This window comes from Brevundimonas intermedia, from assembly GCF_004614235.1.
GTDB classification, from domain to species: Bacteria; Pseudomonadota; Alphaproteobacteria; order Caulobacterales; family Caulobacteraceae; genus Brevundimonas; species Brevundimonas intermedia_A.
In genome coordinates, this window is record NZ_SPVH01000006.1 from 1,372,582 (window position 1) to 1,388,790 (window position 16,209).

Below are 16,209 nucleotides of genomic sequence, written 5' to 3' on the forward strand. Positions count from 1 at the left end.
GGCCAGGGGCCGTCGGGCTGAAGGTTCGAAATCGTCAGGCGGTCACCAGCGCCAAGCGTCACGGATGACGTCGACAATATAGCCGTCGTATTCGTCGATCAGATAGATGGTGTTGTCGACGGAAACCCAGCGCGTGCCCTCGGGCGGATAGCCCAGGCCATAGGTGCGCCAGTCGTTCAACTGATAGCGCCAGAAGGTGTCCGGCAGGTACTGGCCGACCGACCATGTGCGGTTCCAATACGAGCGCGGGACGCTGTAGTAGCCCCAGCCCGGCGCGAAATAGAAGCCGGCGCGGACGCCACTGTAGCCTCTGAAGCGGTTGTCGTTCCTCCACCAGTCCGAGCGGTGGTTGCGATAGAAGTCGCGCCGCCACTGGTCGCCGTTGAAGCGCTGGCGGAACTCGCGGTGCTGGCGATCACGGTCGCGGCCGTTGTTCCAGCCCGAGCCGGGGCGGTCAGGACGTTGACCGCCGGCGTTCGGACGGTCGGGCCGATTCCATCCGCTGCCGGGACGATCCGGGCGTTGGCCACCGGTGCTGGGACGATCAGGGCGGTTCCATCCGCCATCAGGGCGGTCGGGGCGTTGACCGCCCGCGTTCGGACGGTCGGGTCGGTTCCAGCCCCCCTCGGGCCGGTCGGGGCGTTGACCACCGGTGTTGGGACGGTCGGGACGATCCGGGCGTTGGCCGCCTGAGTTCGGGCGGTCCGGCCGGTTCCAGCCGCCTTCGGGCCGGTCTGGACGTTGGCCGCCGGTGTTTGGACGGTCGGGCCGGTTCCAGCCACCCTCGGGCCGGTCGGGGCGTTGACCGCCGGTGTTGGGACGGTCGGGGCGGTCCGGCCGGTTCCAGCCGCCTTCGGGCCGGTCTGGACGTTGGCCGCCGGTGTTTGGACGGTCGGGCCGGTTCCAGCCGCCTTCGGGACGATCCGGGCGCTGTCCGCCTGTGCTGGGGCGGTCGGGGCGCTCGCCGCCGGACGGCCGTTCGGGGCGGGGCGTGGTGTTCTCGGGTCGGCTGGGGCGCTCGGCACGCGGTTGGCGCGGCGCATCCTCACGGCCCATTTGAGGACGTTCCGGGCGGTTCATGCCGCGGGCGCGGCCTTCGCGACGCGGCTGCTCTTGTTGAGCCTGGTCCTGGGCCAAGGCCTGGACGGGCGCCGCGAGCGGGCCGGAGACGGCGGCGATGGCGGTGAAAGCCATCAGGAGGCGTTTCATGGTCTTTGGTTCCTGCACGCCGGTTCTCCGGCGGCTTGAGACGATCATCGGTCCGTGGTGATGAACCCAGGCTGAACATCGTTCGCAATCAAGGGGCTGCACGAAAAACAGAACCCCGCAGACAAGGCCTGCGGGGTTCGAGAAGTCGATCTGTCGCGCGGTCTAGTAGACGCCCGACAGGACGCTGGCGATCAGGCCGCTGGCGACGGCGATCAACAGGATGTCGTTGCCGGCGTGGACGTAGCGATAGCCGCGGGGAGCTTGGCGAAGGCCGTAAACGTAAGGGTCGCGCACATAGTAGCTGCGATACTGGTGGGGCAGATAGCCGCCCGTGCGCCAGCGATAGCCGCTGTAGCGCGGCTCGACGCGGTAGTAGCCGTAGCTGGGCGCATACCAGTAGCCCGCGCGCGGACCATTGTAGCCGCGGAAGTCGGAGCGCCCCCGCCACCAGTTGCTGTTGTTGCGGTCCCAGCGGTCATTACGCCAGTCGCGACGGTCGTCACGGCGTTCGTCGCGATAGTCACGACGGTCGTCGCGGCGGTCTTGACGATAGTCCTGGCGATTGTCGTAACGGCCGTTGCGCCAGTCGCGGTTGTCGTTGCGGCGTTCCTGGCGGAAGTCGCGGCGGTCGTCGCGGCGATCCTGGCGATATTCGCGGCGGTCGCGATCCTGCGCCTGGGCGAGCATCGGCACGGCCGTTGTCGACAGGGCGATGGCGACGACGGCGGCCTTGGTGAGGCGGTTCATCTTCGTGCTCCATTCTGGGCCGACGACGGAGATGCCGAACAGACCCGTTAATGACGCTGAAGTTCTGTCCGGCCGCCTGAACGCGTCCTGAACGGCTGTGTCAGGTTCCGAAAGCGGTCTCGGCGCGGGAGCGAGGTGTGAACGAGAGATTTCGCAGAGATTTCCGAGACCTGAATCACGCCGGAAGTATTCATCTCTGCTTTACTGAAAAGTCTGGGCGACGGCGTTCGGCGTTAACTTTAACTTCAAACCGGCGGTATTTGATGGCGTCTCAGAGGCGGGCCCAGAATGGCGCCCGATCAGGAGATACGGTGATGACCGCGCAAGAATTGGCGCACGACCTGCAGGCCCCGCAAGACGGTCTGCCGCTGCCGACCCCGGACATGTCCGGCGACGACCTGTTCAAACTGGGCATGATGTATTCGGCCGGTTCGGGCGGTTGCCCGATGGACCGGGTGTCGGCCCACATGATCTTCAACCTGGCGGCCATGAAGGGCTCGATCGAGGCGCGCGTCTATCGCCGCGAGATGAGCATGGAGATGGAGCGCGAGGAGATCGCCGAGGCCCAGAAGGCCGCGCGACGCTACATCGACCAGGGCGTGGTTCAACTGGTCGCCTGAAACGACCCGTTCAGAACTGCGCAAAGCCGCTGCCGTTCGATCCGTTGATCGAATAGCTGAAGCCGATGGGCAGGGCGGCGCGCACCTGGGTGAAGAAGGCCGCCAGTTCGCCAAGGGTCGAACGCGGCACGAAGATGATGTCGCCCCGGCGCAGGGGCACGACCTCACCGCGACGCGGACGCAGATCCACCACCCGCATCATGCGCGACCCGCCGGGACCGCGACGGATCAGGGCCACGCTGTCCTGGCGTGACGTAGGCGCGAAGCCGCCGGCCTGGATGACCGCCTGATAGGCGTCCAGATCGCCGATCATTTCGAAGACGCCCGGCGTACGAACCTCGCCGTCGACCCAGACACGGATCGGGCCGGCCTGGCGCAAGGTCACCTCGACCGTCGGCCGCACCAGTTGCGGCGCATAGGCGGCCGAGACGACCTGCTGCAGCTGGGGCAGGGTGCGATCCGCCGCCATGACCGATCCGATCAGGGGCAGGGCGATCCGGCCGTCGGGGCCGATCCTTACCGTGCGGGTCAGTTCCGAGGCCGTGGGCGTGGCCACCTCGATCTCGTCGCCGGGATAGAGCAGATATTCGGGCTCCTGATCCGTCCAGTCGGCAAAGGGAATGCCGGGGAAGTCGCCGTTCATCGGGCGTTCGACGCGCTGCGGGCCGCTGGCGCACGCCGCCAGCGAGGCGAGGGAGGCTGAACCCAGGGTCAGCAGGAACAGGCGGCGATCTGACAGCATGAGAATCGGTCGGCCTCGACGAGGAGATTTGAGGCAATCTCGCCGGTTATGGGTAATCATCGGTTAACGCCGGTGGGCGAAGGGTGGCGAGAACAAGCCTTTCAAGGGATTCGGCCCGCTCTATGCGTTCCACGGCACACGTCACGGCAAGACCACGCTACGGCGTGCTGGACGTCATCGGCCTGCTATTCCGCGAGCTGTTGCTGATGATCGTGGTCTTCGTGGTCATTCTGGCGCTCGGCGTCGCGGCGGCGATGACGCTGAAGAAGAGCTATACCGCCACCGGATCGGTCTTCGCCGGGGTGGGGCAGGAATACGTCTATCAGCCGCGCGTCGGCACGGCAGAGCGGGGCCAGGCGCCGCAGGGCGACGAGGTCGCCAACTCCGAAGCCGCCATCCTGGGGTCGGGCGCGGTGCGTCAGAAGGTGGTCGAGGCCCTGGGCCCCGCCGCCATCCTGGGCGAGGCGCCCAAGGGCGGATCGCAGAAGGCCGAGGCGGCCGCGCGGCGCGTGATCGGAACCAGCCTGGACGTCGCCACCGCGCCGGGCAGCGCCGTGATCCGCCTCAGCTACAAAGCCGACGATCCCGAACGGGCGGCGCGGGTGCTGAACACCATCATCGAACAGTATCTGGTCTATCGCCGCGAGGTGTTTCAGGACAAGACGCCGGCCATCGCCAGCCAGCGCGTCGCCTTCGAAGACGAACTGGGCAATGCCGACCGGGCCTATGAAAACTTCCTGTCGTCCAACGACATCGGCGATTTCGCAGCGGCCAAGGCGACGCTGGCGGCGACCTATCAGACGATCTTCACCGACCGGATGTCGACGCAAAGCCTGCTGAACCAGACCAGCCAGCGGCTGAATACCCTGGTCGCGCAGCAGGCGGGCACGCCGGCGGAAGTGGCCCTGCAGCAGGATCTGAACATTTCGGCCCAGGATCAGGTGCTGCAACTGCGCACCGAGCGCGAGCAACTGCTGTCGCGCTATCAGCCCGACGCCCAGCCGGTGAAGGACATCGAGGCCCGGATCAACCAGCTTCAGGCCTATGTCGCGACCGGGACGGCCGTGGGCGCCAAGGAGGTCCGCACCGGGCCGAACCCCGTCTGGACCGAGCTGGAGACGACGCGGATCAATACGCGGGCCGAGCGGGACTCGCTGGCGGCGCGGCTGGCGGTCCTGGATCGGCAACTGAACGACATTCGCGCCCGCCAGACGCGGCTGACCGCGCTGGAGTCCGAGAACTCGACCCTGGCCGGCAATCGCGAGGTGCTGAGCGCCTCGATCCGCGAGTTCCAGCAGCGCGAGACCCAGAGCCGGGCCGACAACGCCCTGGTCGCCGCCGGCGCCGACAATGTCACGGTGATCGAACGCGCCCAGCCGCCATCGACGGGCAAGAGCCTGAAGATCCCGCTGCTGGCGGCGGTCTTCCTGTTTGCGGGCTTCACGGCCCTGTGCGTGGGCCTGCTGCGGGTGTTCACGCGGCGCGGCTTCACGACGCCGGCCTCGATGAGCCGGACGCTGGACATGCCTGTCCTGGCCGTCGCGCCCGCCAAGGCGGCGTAGCGAAAGTCGTGCTAGGCTGAGGGCTTAGGGAGCGCCTTGGCGATTCGATGGTCGATCTGACTTCAGAAATGGCGGGCCTTTGGGCGGCGCTGGGACCGGCGCCGGCGCATCGCGCGCGCGTGATCCAGTTCGCCTCGGCCGCGACCGGCGAGGGCGTCTCGACCGTGGCGCGCGAGTTCGCGCGTCTGGCGGCCGTGCGGGCGCGAAAACCCGTCTGGCTGATCGACGGCGACCTGGCCCAGCAGGGACAGTTGGAGACCGTGTCGGCCGAGCCGGATCGGTTCGGCCAGGTCGGCAAGGCGGCGCAGGCCTCGCCTGACGGATCCAGCTTCTACGCCGTGACGCCGCGCGTGACGGGGCGCGATGGCAAGCCCGTGCCGGATTCGCGGCTGCTGACGGCGCGGTCGTGCCTGGGCGGCCGGCTGTGGGTCACGCATTTCCACATGGAGGCGCTGCGGTCCGGGCACCGGGTCGAGGCGGTCGGAGAGCCCCGCTACTGGGAGGCGCTGCGGCCCCATGCGGACACCATCGTCATCGACGCCCCCGCCGCCGACCGCAACGACATGGCGATCATCCTGGCGCCCTTCGTGGACATGACGGTGCTGGTGGTCGCGGCCGAGAGCACGGCGGCCAGCGCCCCGGTCATCCTGCGCGACGAGATCGAGGCCGTGGGGGGGCGGATCGCCGGGGTGGTGATGAACCGCTCGACCTACAAGCCGCCCAGCTTTTTGCAGCGGCTGACGGGCTGACAGTGTACGATTCCGCAAGTTCGCGTAGGAAATTAGTGGGTTGAGCTGAAAGCTGACCGATCTGCGGCGCCTTTGTGCGCGTCGCGCATTGTGGGGCCATGACCACGTCAATCGCCTTCGTAGGAGCCGGGCCGACAACCCTCTATGCTCTGCACGCCCTCCTCGCACAGGGCGCGGGTTCGGCGCGTATCACCGTCTTTGAGGCGAACAAGGTCGCCGGGTGCGGCAGCCCCTACAGTCCGGACTGGAACGATCGGGCGATGCTGTCCAACATAGCCAGTATCGAAATTCCCCCTCTGTACGACACTCTGGCGGACTGGCTGGGCGCACGGACGAGCGCCGAGCTTGAGGCGCTGGATATCGACCGCACTTCGCTGGACGAGCGCACCTTTGTGCCCCGCATCGCCCTGGGCCAGTATTTCGAAAGCCGGTTCGCGATCATGGTGGAACGGGCGCGGGCCGCCGGGGTCATGATCGAGGTCAAGACGGGCTGTCGCGTCGTCGACGCCGCGAACAGAAAGGCGGGCGTGGAGCTGTCGTTCATGTCCCCGCCCTCGCGGCGAACGACCAAGGCGGTATTCGATCATGTCGTTCTGGCGACCGGTCATCAGTGGCCATCTCGCCAGCATGCCCAGCCCGGCTATTTTCTCAGCCCATGGCCGGCCTCTGTCCTCGCGGAACTTCCAGCGACGACCGTCGGCATCCGTGGCTCGTCGCTGACCGCCATCGACACGGCGGTCGCACTGGCCACGTCGCATGGAGAGTTCGTCCAATGCGACGGACGGCTGGTTTATAAGTCGATGCCGGGGACTGACGGCTTTCACATCACCATGATGTCTCGGAAGGGTCTGCTGCCGGAGGCCGATTTCTTCTTCCCCCTGCCGCATCCGCCGCTGCAGCATTGCACCCCCGAGGCGGTCGCAGCCGCTGTGGACAGGGGGCCGATGGGGCTGCTTGATGCGGTCTTCGACCTGTTTCGAAGGGAGTTGATTCAGATCGATCCCGGCTACGCCGCCGAGACAGGACTGCACCAGGGCACGCTTGAGACGTTCGCCGAGGCGTATTTCGCCCGTCGCGCAGCGGTCGATCCCTTCGTTTGGGCCGCCGCCAACCTGAAGGAGGCGCGGGCGAACCACGCGGCTCAGGTGACCGTGCCGTGGCGCGACGCCATCCTTCGCATGCACGAGATCGTCGCCGTCATCGTCCCTCATCTGGACACAGGCGAGTTCGACCGTTTCAGCCGCGTGTTCAAACCGATCTTCGTCGATATCTATGCCGGCGTACCGCATGAATCGATCGAGCGAATGCTGGCCCTGCACGCGGCGGGCAAGCTTGAGGTTCTGGCGGTCGGCGACGACTATGCGGTCGATACGCGTTGCCCCGAGGGCGGGGCTCGCGTGACGATCGATGTGGCGACCCGGCACTTCCCAGTTTTCATTGAGGCGACGGGGCAGCCGGCGCTGAGCGGCATTCAGTTCCCGTTCCTGTCGCTGCTGGAACAAGGAATCGTCCGAGACGAGGTCGCCAATGACGCTCCCGATGTCGTCCGCGGGATCGCCGTCGATGATCTGTTCCGCCCGGTCAATGCGCCGCTGCCCATGGACCGATTGTTCTGTCTCAGCCTGCCCTTCCTGATGGGGCGCTATCCCTTCGCGCAAGGCATCACCAGTTCGCACGAGATGGGCGGGATCGTCGGTCGGCGACTGGCGTTGATCATGAATACCGCAAAGCCTGCGGTCGATTTCGCCGACACGGCGGCCTGATGCGAGGATGAATGAGACTGTTTGCGATCTATATCGGCGGAGAACATCCGGGCGCGAACATCGAGGTGCATGACATGCGGTTCGTCGCTGCTCCCTCTATCGAGGCGACGTATGAGACTTTGCTCGCCCAGTGGTGGGGTCGTGAGGGCACGCTGCACATCGACTGCTGGTCGGAGCTTTCGCAAGCCGACGGCTATGAGATCAGCCTTTTGCCGGAGCCCTACGAGGGCAAGGAAAAACTCTATTACGTGAACCTCGGCGGCTATGACGGCGTGGCCTTCGCCGAGCAGCACCGGAATGTTTTCGTCGTTGCCGACAGCCTGCCTGCGGCCAAGGCGCGCGCCATCAAACGGGCGACGGGATGGACCGACGCGCATCGTGACGAAATGTATGAGGCAGAGCAGGCCTTCGCACTGGACGACGCGGCCCAGGCCGAGCGGTTACATATTCACCTGAAGCCGAGCCTGCTGTCCGGTGACGCGAACTTCACCTGCCATTACACCCCGATCCGCTGAATTCCGAGGTCAGGCTTCAGGGCGGCCGAGCATCGCCGCGCCATAGAGTTTCGGCTCGAATTTCTTGGTCCAGAAGACCTTGCCGAGGCCTCTGGCGCAGCGGTCGTAGGTCTGGGCGCGGTCGGGGCGGCGCAGGAGGGCGGACGCCAGCGACAGGGCGCCCCAGACGCCGGTTTGGGCCAGGCCGACCAGCATCCATTTGACGACGCCGGGCCAGTCGCGGCGGTCGGCGGCCATCTGGGTCGGGCTCTGGCCATAGGCGAAGGCGCGGGTCAGGGCGTAGTTCAGGGTGGCGCGGTGAGGCGGGGCGAACTCGTCCGCCCAGGCGTCAGCGGCCCAGCCGAACCGGCCGCCGCGCGCCGATAGGGCCGTGAACAGCCGGTCGTCCTCGCCCCCCGTCTCGTTCATGGCGACATCGAAGGGCGCGTCGCCGGGCAGGGCGGTCGCGCGCACCATCAGACTGTTGCCGCAGCCGTGGATATCGTCGGTCAGGCCGGTCTCGCGCGGGCCGTCACGGCCGAAGAACCGCTCCAGATAGGTGGTGGTCCAGCCGGTGTCAGCCGGCACACGCCCGCGAATGGGGCCGAAGACGACATCGGCGCCGGTCTGGCCTTGCGCGTCCAGCAGGGCGGCGAGCCAGCCGGACGAGGCGGCCTCGTCGTCGTCGAGGAAGGCGATCAGGGGCGCGTCGGTCGCCGACAGGCCGACGTTGCGTGCCGTGGCTACGCCGGGCACGGGGGCGTGGACGTAGGTCAGGGGGACGGGCGCCTCGCCGCGCAGCCGCTCGATCAGGACGGCGGCGGACCCTTGCGGGTCGTTGTCGGCAATGACGACGGCGGCGACGCGGTGCAGCGATCCGGTCTGGACGAAGACCGAGCGCAGGGCGCGCTCCAGGCTGTCGGGGCGGCGCAGGGTCGGGATGATGACGGCGACGTCACGCATGGTCAGACGGCGTCCGCATAGACGGCGGCGCGGTAGAGACGCAGGGCGAAGGCGCGGGCCTTGACCGGCAGGACCGTCGTCAGGGCGGCCTGTTTCATCAGGCGGCGCGCCAGGGGCAGGGCGGGCAGGCGTTTCAGGGCGCGCGCGGCCTTGTAGCTGGGATAGGTCTGGACGATGGCGGGGTGCAGGGCGACGACGCGGGCGAAGTTGCCGGCGCCCTGGTCGAACTTGCGCGCCAGGTCCTCGACGGTGTCCAGGCCCATGTGGGTGGCGGGATTGTCGATGTGGATGACGGGAAACCGGCGCGAGACGCGCATGGCCCATTCCACGTCCTCCCAGCCCCAACCGCTGAAACCGGGATCGAAGGATTCGGCTGCGAAGACGTCGCGGCGCACCAGGAGGTTGGAGGTGTAGACGTATTTCTCAGGCGTCAGGGCGCGCTGGGACGCCGGCAGGCATTCCGAGGCGCCGGAAAGGGCCCGGTGGACGGCGAACCGGGCATCGGTCGGGGCCTGATCGAGAGAGAAGCCGCCGAAGGCTACGGCGGGCGCATCCTGGGCGAACAGGCGCAGCCAGGTCTGAAGGAAGACCGGCGTATCGGGCCGCATGTCGCTGTCGAGGAACAGATAGGCCTCGCCCCGGGCGGCGGTGGTCAGGCGATTGCGGCCCCTGGCGCGACCCTCGTTGGCGACGAGGCTGATCAGGCGCACGGGCAGTTCCAGGGCGTCTAGGGTCGCCTGAATCCGGGTGGTCAGATCGGTGTCGGCGGTGCCGTCGTCCAGCAGGATCAGCTCGACCGCGCCGGCCAGGGCTGCGGCCTCGGTGTCCAGTCGGCGCAACAGGGCCTGGGGATCGTCACGCAGGAAGGGGATCAGGACCGAGATCGTCGGTTTGGCCTGCGACCAGGCGGCGTTGTCGTGGATATAGGCGCTCATGCCGGCACGCTGCGACGCGCGCGGATCAGGCGCATCAGGACGTCGCGGACCCCTGCGGCGTTCAGCGTCAGGGCGACGACGGCATAGACGATCCCACCCACGCCGGCGTCCAGCATCAGTTCCACGAACCCGCCGATGGGGGGCAACATCCAGACGACCCCGGCCATGACGACCGACGCGATGCCACAGCGGATCAGCGCCTCCCACGGCATGGGCAGGGCGATGGCGCGGCGGCTGAGCAGCAGGCATGCGATCAGGCCGATGGCGAAGCTGGCGGCGGTGGAGACGGCGGCGCCGAGGACGCCCAGCCGGGGGATCAGCATCAGGTTCAGCGCGACGTTGCACAGGGCCGGAATGGCCATAGTGACCAGCAGCAGGCCGGTCTTCTTGCCCAGGGTGAAGCCGAAGCCGAAGTAGTAGGCGATCATGCCGGACAGGAAGGACGAGGCCGCGATCCATGGCGTGACCAGCGCGGCGGCGGCGCGCAGATCCTGGCCGATCATCAGCTCCGCCATCGGCCGTGCGACCATCGACAGGCCGACGGCGGCGGGCAGGCCGATCAGGATCAGGGTCGATCCCTGCTCCAGCGCCGTGCGGCGCAGGGCCTCGCGCCCGCCGCGCTCCAGCGCCATGACCATGGCCGGCGCACCGGCCGCCCCTAGCCAGATGAAGATGACGTCCAGGGTGCGGTTCGCCAGGCTGTAGCTGGCGTGATAGGCGCCGACGGCCCCCGCATCCATGAAGGCGGCCAGCAGGAACCGATCCGTCGAGGCCAGCACCACGGCCAGCGTCAGCGACGCCGCGATCGGATAGCCGTAGGCGGCATAGGCCTTGAGCCGCGCCCGGTCCACGGCGCCGCCGGTCGCCTGGCGCAACTCGCCGGGCAGGATGAAGGGCAGGGCGAACAGGGGGGCGATGGCCAGGCCCAGCAGGGGCGAGGCCGCGCCGGCCCCGGCCACAGCGAACCCGGCGCCGACCAGAAAGCCCAGAATGGAGACGCCGATATCGACGCGGGCGGCCTTGGACACCTCGCCCGCCGCCCGGTACCGCTCCTGCGCCAGCTTGGCCAGGTTGCGCACCGGCGCGCCGGCCAGGCCGAAGGCGACGGCGATCTTGAGCGCGGGCGTCAGGGGCGCCAGCCACACCACCAGGGCGGCGATGGGCGTGAAGACGGCGATGATGGCGAAGGAGGTGCGGTACAGGCTGGCGAAATGGGCGGCCAGGCCCTGGGGCGTGCGTTCGGCCGCCCAGAAGCGGGCCATCGACGCCTCCAGCCAGCTGAAGGTCACGGTGTGGGCCAGGGTGGTGACCGAAAAGGCCAGGGCGTAGTGGCCGAAGTCGTCGGGGCTGAGCAGGCGCGTAAAGACGAAGATGGTCAGGAACCCGACTGCGCCCTGGACGATCTGGGCCGGCAGATAGCCCCAGACGCCGCGCCAGAACATGCGCTGTTCGCTCAACGCACGGCCGCCCGGTCGCCCAGCAGGACGGGGATGGTGACGGCGATGACCCACAGGTCCAGCCAGAAGGACTGGCGTTCGATATATTCGATGTCCAGCTGGACGCGCTCGCGAACCTGGGCCTCGGTGTCGACCGGCCCGCGCGATCCCTTGATGGCGGCCCAGCCGGTCATGCCGGGTTTGATGCGGTGGCGATGGGCGTATTCGGCGACCAGCAGGGCGGACTCGGTCTCGCCGGTCTTCATGCCGATGGCGTGCGGGCGGGGGCCGACCAGGGACATCTCGCCCGACAGGACGTTGAAGATCTGGGGCAGCTCATCCAGGCTGGTGGCCCGAATGAAGCGGCCGACGCGGGTGACGCGGTCGTCGCCGGGGCAGACCTGGCGGCTGGCGGTGGCGTCGGCGGCCTCGTGGCGCATCGAGCGGAACTTCCACACCACGATGGTCTCGTGATTGAAGCCGTGGCGACGCTGGCGGAATAGGATCGGACCACGGCTGTCCAGACGCACCGCCAGGGCGACCAGGGCCATGACGGGGGCGGCGACCACCAGGGCGACGGCGCCGATCAGCAGGTCCTGCATCCGCTTGTTGAAGGCCCGACGATCCGGATCGGCCGGCCCGTCCAGCGACGCCAGCGGCGCATTGGCCAGCCGGTTCAGCACCCCGTCACGACCCAGCTCGGAATCGACCAGCACCGTCAGCGGATTGGGCAGGGCGTTCAGACGTTGCGTCAGGTCGCGCACCCGCTGCCCGGCATTGGGATCGATGGCCAGGACGATCCGGTCCACATAGGGGGTCATGCGATGGGTCAGCAGGGCGTTGGCGTCGCCCAGAACCGGCACGCCGGCGATGCTGTCGGGCGAACGGGCAAGACGGTCGTCAAATACGCCCAGCACATTCATGTCGCGTCGCTCCAGCGCCCGCTCGATCAGGATTCTGGCGTTCCGGGTGGCGCCGACGATGACGATATTGGGCGACAGGGCGCCGAGACGCCGCCAGCGGGCGATCACCGTCAGCCACAGCCCATGCAGCACGATCAAGGCCGCCGTCGTCGTTAAAGCCCAGGGCGCGACCACGTCCAGAGCCGGTCGATCCAGCAGCCACCCCAGGATCAGGGCGACGCCGGCCGAGACCACGCCGACCCCCGCAACCCCGGCCAGATGCAGGGTCCAGGGCGTGTCGCGACCGAATCGATAAAGCTGTAGCGCCCGCATCGACACGAGGACCAGCACTGCGCCTGCGATCACGGGCGCCGCATCTCCGACGCTGATGTCGGCCAGGCCCATGGGCTGGATCGCCAGGATCGCGCCCAAAGCCAGACCGACGACGACAAGCACATCGACGAGCCTGAAATAGTGGGCCGACAGCCGCACAGTCGACCGCTGGCGCGCATTTAGCCACACCTCAGGGCGGAACGGCCCACGCGAGGCGCGGCCCTTGGGCGGCGCGTCGGCGGCGAGACTGGCGGGGCGGTCGAGCAAAGGGCGATCCAGAGGCGAAGAACGGCCGCGACATTGCCGGTATCGCCTCTATGTCGCGTTAACGTGGACGCTTTCGCTAGAACCGGATTGCGCGACGCATCAGCCTCCGCTATCGACGCCGTCGCAGGAGACGTGGCCGAGTGGCTGAAGGCAACGGTTTGCTAAATCGTCGTACCCCGTAAGGGGTACCGAGGGTTCGAATCCCTCCGTCTCCGCCATTCTTTTCCCTACAGTTACGAAGTCGCCGTTTCATCACCGAAACGCCGCCGGCTTCAGCCCATGCCGTTGGAGCTTGTCGTAGAGCGTCTTTCTCGGGACGCGCATTTCGGCGAGGACGGCGGTGATGTCGCCGTGGTGGGCCTGGAGGGCGTCGCGGAGGAGGTCGGCTTCGAAGCGATTCAGGCGTTCGGGCAGGCTGAGGCCTGCGTCGGTCGGGCGGGCAGTCTCGTCCAGCGACAGGGCGACGCGCTCGGCGAAATGGGCCAGTTCGCGGATATTTCCGGGCCAGTCGGCCTCCAGCAAGCGGCGTCGCACGCCGTCGCCGACGTTCGGCGGCTCGATGCCGTGGCGGTCGGCGGCGCGGCGCAGGAAGTGGGCGAACAGCAGGGGGATGTCCTCGCGCCGTTCGCGCAGCGGCGGCACGCGCAGCCGCACCACGTTCAGCCGGTAATAGAGGTCTTCGCGGAAGGCGCCGGTGCGCGCGGCCTCGCCCAGATCGACCTTTGACGAGGCCAGGATCCGCAGGTCCAGGGCGCGGGGTTCGTTGGCGCCGATGGGGTGGACCTCGCGTTCCTCCAGCACCCGCAGCATCTTGACCTGGACGGCCAGGGGCATGCTCTCGACCTCGTCCAGGAACAGAGAGCCGTTGTGGGCGCGCTCCACATGGCCGACGCGGCGGCGCAGGGCGCCGGCGAAGGCGCCAAGTTCGTGGCCGAACAATTCGCTCTCGATCAGACCGTCGGGCAGGGCGCCGCAGTTGACGGCGACGAAGGGCGCCAGCCGGCGTCGGCCGCCGTTGTGCAAGGCGCGGGCGACGGCCTCCTTGCCGGTACCGGTCTCACCCTCGATCAGCACGTCCATGCGGGCGTCGGCGATCTGGGCGATGGTGGCTCGAAGCGCCGTGATGGCGCGCGACGACCCGGCCAGCGGCAACTCTTGTCCGCCGTCCGAGGCCATGGCCAGCAGGCGGCGGTTCTCCAGCACCAGACCGCGTTTTTCCAGCGCCCGGTTCAGGCTGTCTTGAAGGCGTTCGAACGGAAAGGGCTTGGCCACGAAATCATAGGCGCCGTCGTGCATGGCCGCGACCGCATCGCCGATGTCGCCATGGCCGGTGATCATGATGACGGGCAGGGCGGGGTCCAGCGCCTGTAGCCGGCTGAGCAGCTGGCGCCCGTCCAGGCCGGGCATCCGCAGGTCGGTGACGATCACGCCGGGAAAGTCGGCGTCGATCGCCTTCAACGCCGGCTCGGCGGCGGGAAAGGCGCGCACGTCGTAACCCTCCAGCGTCAGGCGTTCCACCAGGGCCTGGCGGAAGTCGGCGTCGTCCTCGATCAGCGCGACGGCGTTGGGGCGGGCGAACTCCATCATGCGGTCCTCAGTGTGGCGACGAAGGTCGCGCCGTCGTCACCCTCGGCCAGGTCCAGCTCACCGCCGAAGCCGGCGACGATGTCGCGGCAGATCACCAGCCCAAGGCCTAGTCCGTTGGCGCGGGTGGTGACGAAGGGGGTGAACAGCTGGGCGCGCACCTGGGGCGGCACGCCGGGCCCGTTGTCCGAGACGATCAGACGGACGCGGTCCCGGTCGCGCGTCACCTTCAGCAGCAGGCGAGGGCGGTCATGGCCCTCCAGCGCCTCGGCCGCGTTCTTGAGCAGGTTGACGATGACCTGCTCCAGCCGGAAGCGGTCGGCGCGGACCGTGACCTCGGCGTCGCCCTCTCGGACCAGGTCGATCCCGCCCTCGTCCAGCCGGCCCCGCGTCAGCAGAAGGGCGCCGTGGATGGCGTCTTCCAGCCGCACTGCGCCGATCTTGGGGTCGGACTTTCTGGAGAAGACCCGCAGCTCCTGCGTGATGGCGCCGATACGCTGGGTCAGGTCGCCGATGCGCGCCAGGGCGCCGCGCGCCTTTTCGGGATCGTTGCGGTCCAGCAGGACGCCGGCGGTCTCGGCCTGGGTCTGAATGGCGGCGACGGGCTGGTTGATCTCGTGCGCGACGCTGGCCACGATCTGACCCAAAGCCGCCAGCTTGCTCGCCTGAACCAGTTCGTCGCGCAGCAGTTCGCGGGCGGTCTCGGCGCGGCGACGTTCCTCGATCTGGCGGTTCAGGGCGGAGTTTGCGTCGCGCAGTTCGCGGGTGCGTTCGTCGATCCGCCGCTCCAACTCCAGCCGGGCTTCCTCCTCGGCGCGTGCACGGGCCAGGCCCTGCTGGCGACGCCGCAGCAAGAAGGCGACCAGCCCCGCCAGCAGGGTCACGACCAGGGCCGCCAGGGCGCGGGCGGCGGCGACGGCGACGTCGATGCCGCCCCGTGTCGGCGACAGCAGATGCAGGGTCCAGCCGGGCGTCTCGGTCGGCACCGCCGCATGCATCCAGCGCTGCTCGCCGTCGCCGGCCTGCGCCTGGACCAGACGGGGCTGGTCACCCGGCGGGGTGGCGAAGGGCAGGGGACGCAAGGCCTCGGGCTGAAGCGTCTGATCGGTCAGGGTCAGGCGACGCCGCCGCTCGTCGAGCGGCTCGGTGGTGCGGAACCGCCATTCCGGCACGCTGGTGATCAGTACGACGCCGCCGGGATCGACGACATAGGCCGGCTCGCCCGAAGCGCGCCATTCGGCCTCCAACGCGTCGAACTCGACCTTGACCACGACCACGCCCAGCGGCGTCCCGTCGGCGCCGTCCACTCGCCGCGCGAGATAAAGGCCCGGCCGTCCCGATACGGTGCCCAGTGCGAAGAACTCGGCCCGGCCGCTGCGCATCGCATTGATGAAATAGGGACGGAAGCCGTAGTCGGCGCCGACGAAGCTGGTGGGCAGGCGCCAGTTGCTGGCCGCGCGGGTCCGGCCTCCGGCGTCGATGATGTAGATGACCGCCGCCCGGGTCTGACGCGCCAGGTTCTCAAGCTTCAGATCGACTCGCTCGCCTTGCGCCGTCGTGGGCGCGGCCAGCAGATCGGCGATGTCGGGATCGCCGGCCAGGGCCACGGGCAGGGAGCGATGCTTTTCCAGCTCGCTGCGCAGGACGGCGGCGTGCAGGGCGGCGGCGGCCTCTGCCTGACGCGCCAGCTCGGCCCGTGCGTCTCGACGCGCCACCTCGCCTGCGCCCAGGGCGGCGATGAGGGCGACGAGAATCCACCCTCCGGCAAACGCCAGCCACCCCCGGCGGCGGGATCCGACCGAAGCCGGCGATTCAGAAGGACGGCTGAAAGGCATGGCGCATTGTGCGGATAATCGCACTCCGACACTAGATGCGCGCGCGAAAAATCGCACAACTTTGCGCG

14 protein-coding genes and 1 tRNA gene are annotated in these 16,209 nt (G+C 68.4%); 6 read left to right on the forward strand and 9 right to left on the reverse strand.

Translation table 11 applies throughout. From position 1 onward, the window contains the following. Nucleotides 1-42: 42 nt before the first annotated feature. Entirely contained in the window at nt 43-1,209 is a 1,167-nt protein-coding gene (locus EGY25_RS16795) for an RcnB family protein (RefSeq protein ID WP_245159463.1), read from the reverse strand. A gap of 162 nt (nt 1,210-1,371) precedes the next feature. Further along, entirely contained in the window at nt 1,372-1,956 is a 585-nt protein-coding gene (locus EGY25_RS13190) for an RcnB family protein (RefSeq protein ID WP_135195393.1), read from the reverse strand. A 314-nt stretch (nt 1,957-2,270) separates the two neighbouring features. On the opposite strand from EGY25_RS13190, the gene EGY25_RS13195 reads away from it, so the two are divergent. Further along, nucleotides 2,271-2,576: a sel1 repeat family protein gene (locus tag EGY25_RS13195; RefSeq protein ID WP_135195394.1), complete on the forward strand. Its 306-nt coding sequence runs from the start codon at nt 2,271-2,273 to the stop codon at nt 2,574-2,576. 10 nt (nt 2,577-2,586) lie between these two features. Here the strand turns inward: EGY25_RS13195 and EGY25_RS13200 are convergent, their stop codons facing one another. Then, nucleotides 2,587-3,318, reverse strand: coding sequence for a polysaccharide biosynthesis/export family protein (locus tag EGY25_RS13200; RefSeq protein WP_135195395.1), 732 nt, complete (start codon nt 3,316-3,318; stop codon nt 2,587-2,589). Nucleotides 3,319-3,440: 122 nt separating this feature from the next. On the opposite strand from EGY25_RS13200, the gene EGY25_RS13205 reads away from it, so the two are divergent. The 4 genes from EGY25_RS13205 to EGY25_RS13220 all read left to right on the forward strand — a co-directional run bounded on the left by EGY25_RS13205 (nt 3,441) and on the right by EGY25_RS13220 (nt 7,907). Then, nucleotides 3,441-4,880 carry a GumC family protein gene (locus EGY25_RS13205; RefSeq protein WP_135195396.1) on the forward strand — a complete coding sequence of 480 codons (1,440 nt, stop codon included), beginning with the start codon at nt 3,441-3,443 and terminating at the stop codon, nt 4,878-4,880. 47 nt (nt 4,881-4,927) lie between these two features. After that, a complete protein-coding gene (locus tag EGY25_RS13210) occupies nt 4,928-5,629 on the forward strand; it encodes a hfsB (protein ID WP_135195397.1) in 702 nt (233 codons plus the stop codon). Between the two features lie 98 nt (nt 5,630-5,727). After that, the gene (locus tag EGY25_RS13215) at nt 5,728-7,392 is read left to right on the forward strand and encodes an FAD/NAD(P)-binding protein (protein WP_135195398.1); all 1,665 of its coding nucleotides are present in this window, start codon (nt 5,728-5,730) and stop codon (nt 7,390-7,392) included. A gap of 11 nt (nt 7,393-7,403) precedes the next feature. Continuing rightward, nucleotides 7,404-7,907: a DUF1543 domain-containing protein gene (locus EGY25_RS13220; RefSeq protein WP_135195399.1), complete on the forward strand. Its 504-nt coding sequence runs from the start codon at nt 7,404-7,406 to the stop codon at nt 7,905-7,907. Nucleotides 7,908-7,916: 9 nt separating this feature from the next. On the opposite strand, the gene EGY25_RS13225 is transcribed toward EGY25_RS13220, so the two are convergent. The 4 genes from EGY25_RS13225 to EGY25_RS13240 are packed head-to-tail and all read right to left on the reverse strand — an operon-like array spanning nt 7,917 to nt 12,722. Beyond that, complete coding sequence (locus tag EGY25_RS13225) at nt 7,917-8,849, reverse strand: glycosyltransferase family 2 protein (RefSeq protein WP_135195400.1); 933 nt, start codon at nt 8,847-8,849, stop codon at nt 7,917-7,919. Nucleotides 8,850-8,851: 2 nt separating this feature from the next. Further along, the gene (locus tag EGY25_RS13230) at nt 8,852-9,784 is read right to left on the reverse strand and encodes a glycosyltransferase family 2 protein (RefSeq protein ID WP_135195401.1); all 933 of its coding nucleotides are present in this window, start codon (nt 9,782-9,784) and stop codon (nt 8,852-8,854) included. Beyond that, complete coding sequence (locus EGY25_RS13235) at nt 9,781-11,226, reverse strand: polysaccharide biosynthesis C-terminal domain-containing protein (protein ID WP_135195649.1); 1,446 nt, start codon at nt 11,224-11,226, stop codon at nt 9,781-9,783. Before EGY25_RS13235 ends, EGY25_RS13230 begins: the two co-directional genes overlap by 4 nt. Nucleotides 11,227-11,237: 11 nt before the next feature. After that, nucleotides 11,238-12,722, reverse strand: coding sequence for an exopolysaccharide biosynthesis polyprenyl glycosylphosphotransferase (locus EGY25_RS13240; protein ID WP_135195402.1), 1,485 nt, complete (start codon nt 12,720-12,722; stop codon nt 11,238-11,240). A 126-nt stretch (nt 12,723-12,848) separates the two neighbouring features. On the opposite strand from EGY25_RS13240, the gene EGY25_RS13245 reads away from it, so the two are divergent. Next, nucleotides 12,849-12,940: transfer RNA gene (locus tag EGY25_RS13245), tRNA-Ser, on the forward strand. Nucleotides 12,941-12,974: 34 nt separating this feature from the next. Here EGY25_RS13245 and EGY25_RS13250 read toward each other — a convergent pair. Together EGY25_RS13250 and EGY25_RS13255 are read right to left on the reverse strand one after the other, a co-directional pair. Beyond that, complete coding sequence (locus EGY25_RS13250) at nt 12,975-14,309, reverse strand: sigma-54-dependent transcriptional regulator (protein WP_209308047.1); 1,335 nt, start codon at nt 14,307-14,309, stop codon at nt 12,975-12,977. Continuing rightward, a complete protein-coding gene (locus EGY25_RS13255) occupies nt 14,306-16,141 on the reverse strand; it encodes a sensor histidine kinase (protein WP_135195403.1) in 1,836 nt (611 codons plus the stop codon). Before EGY25_RS13255 ends, EGY25_RS13250 begins: the two co-directional genes overlap by 4 nt. Nucleotides 16,142-16,209 lie beyond the last annotated feature (68 nt).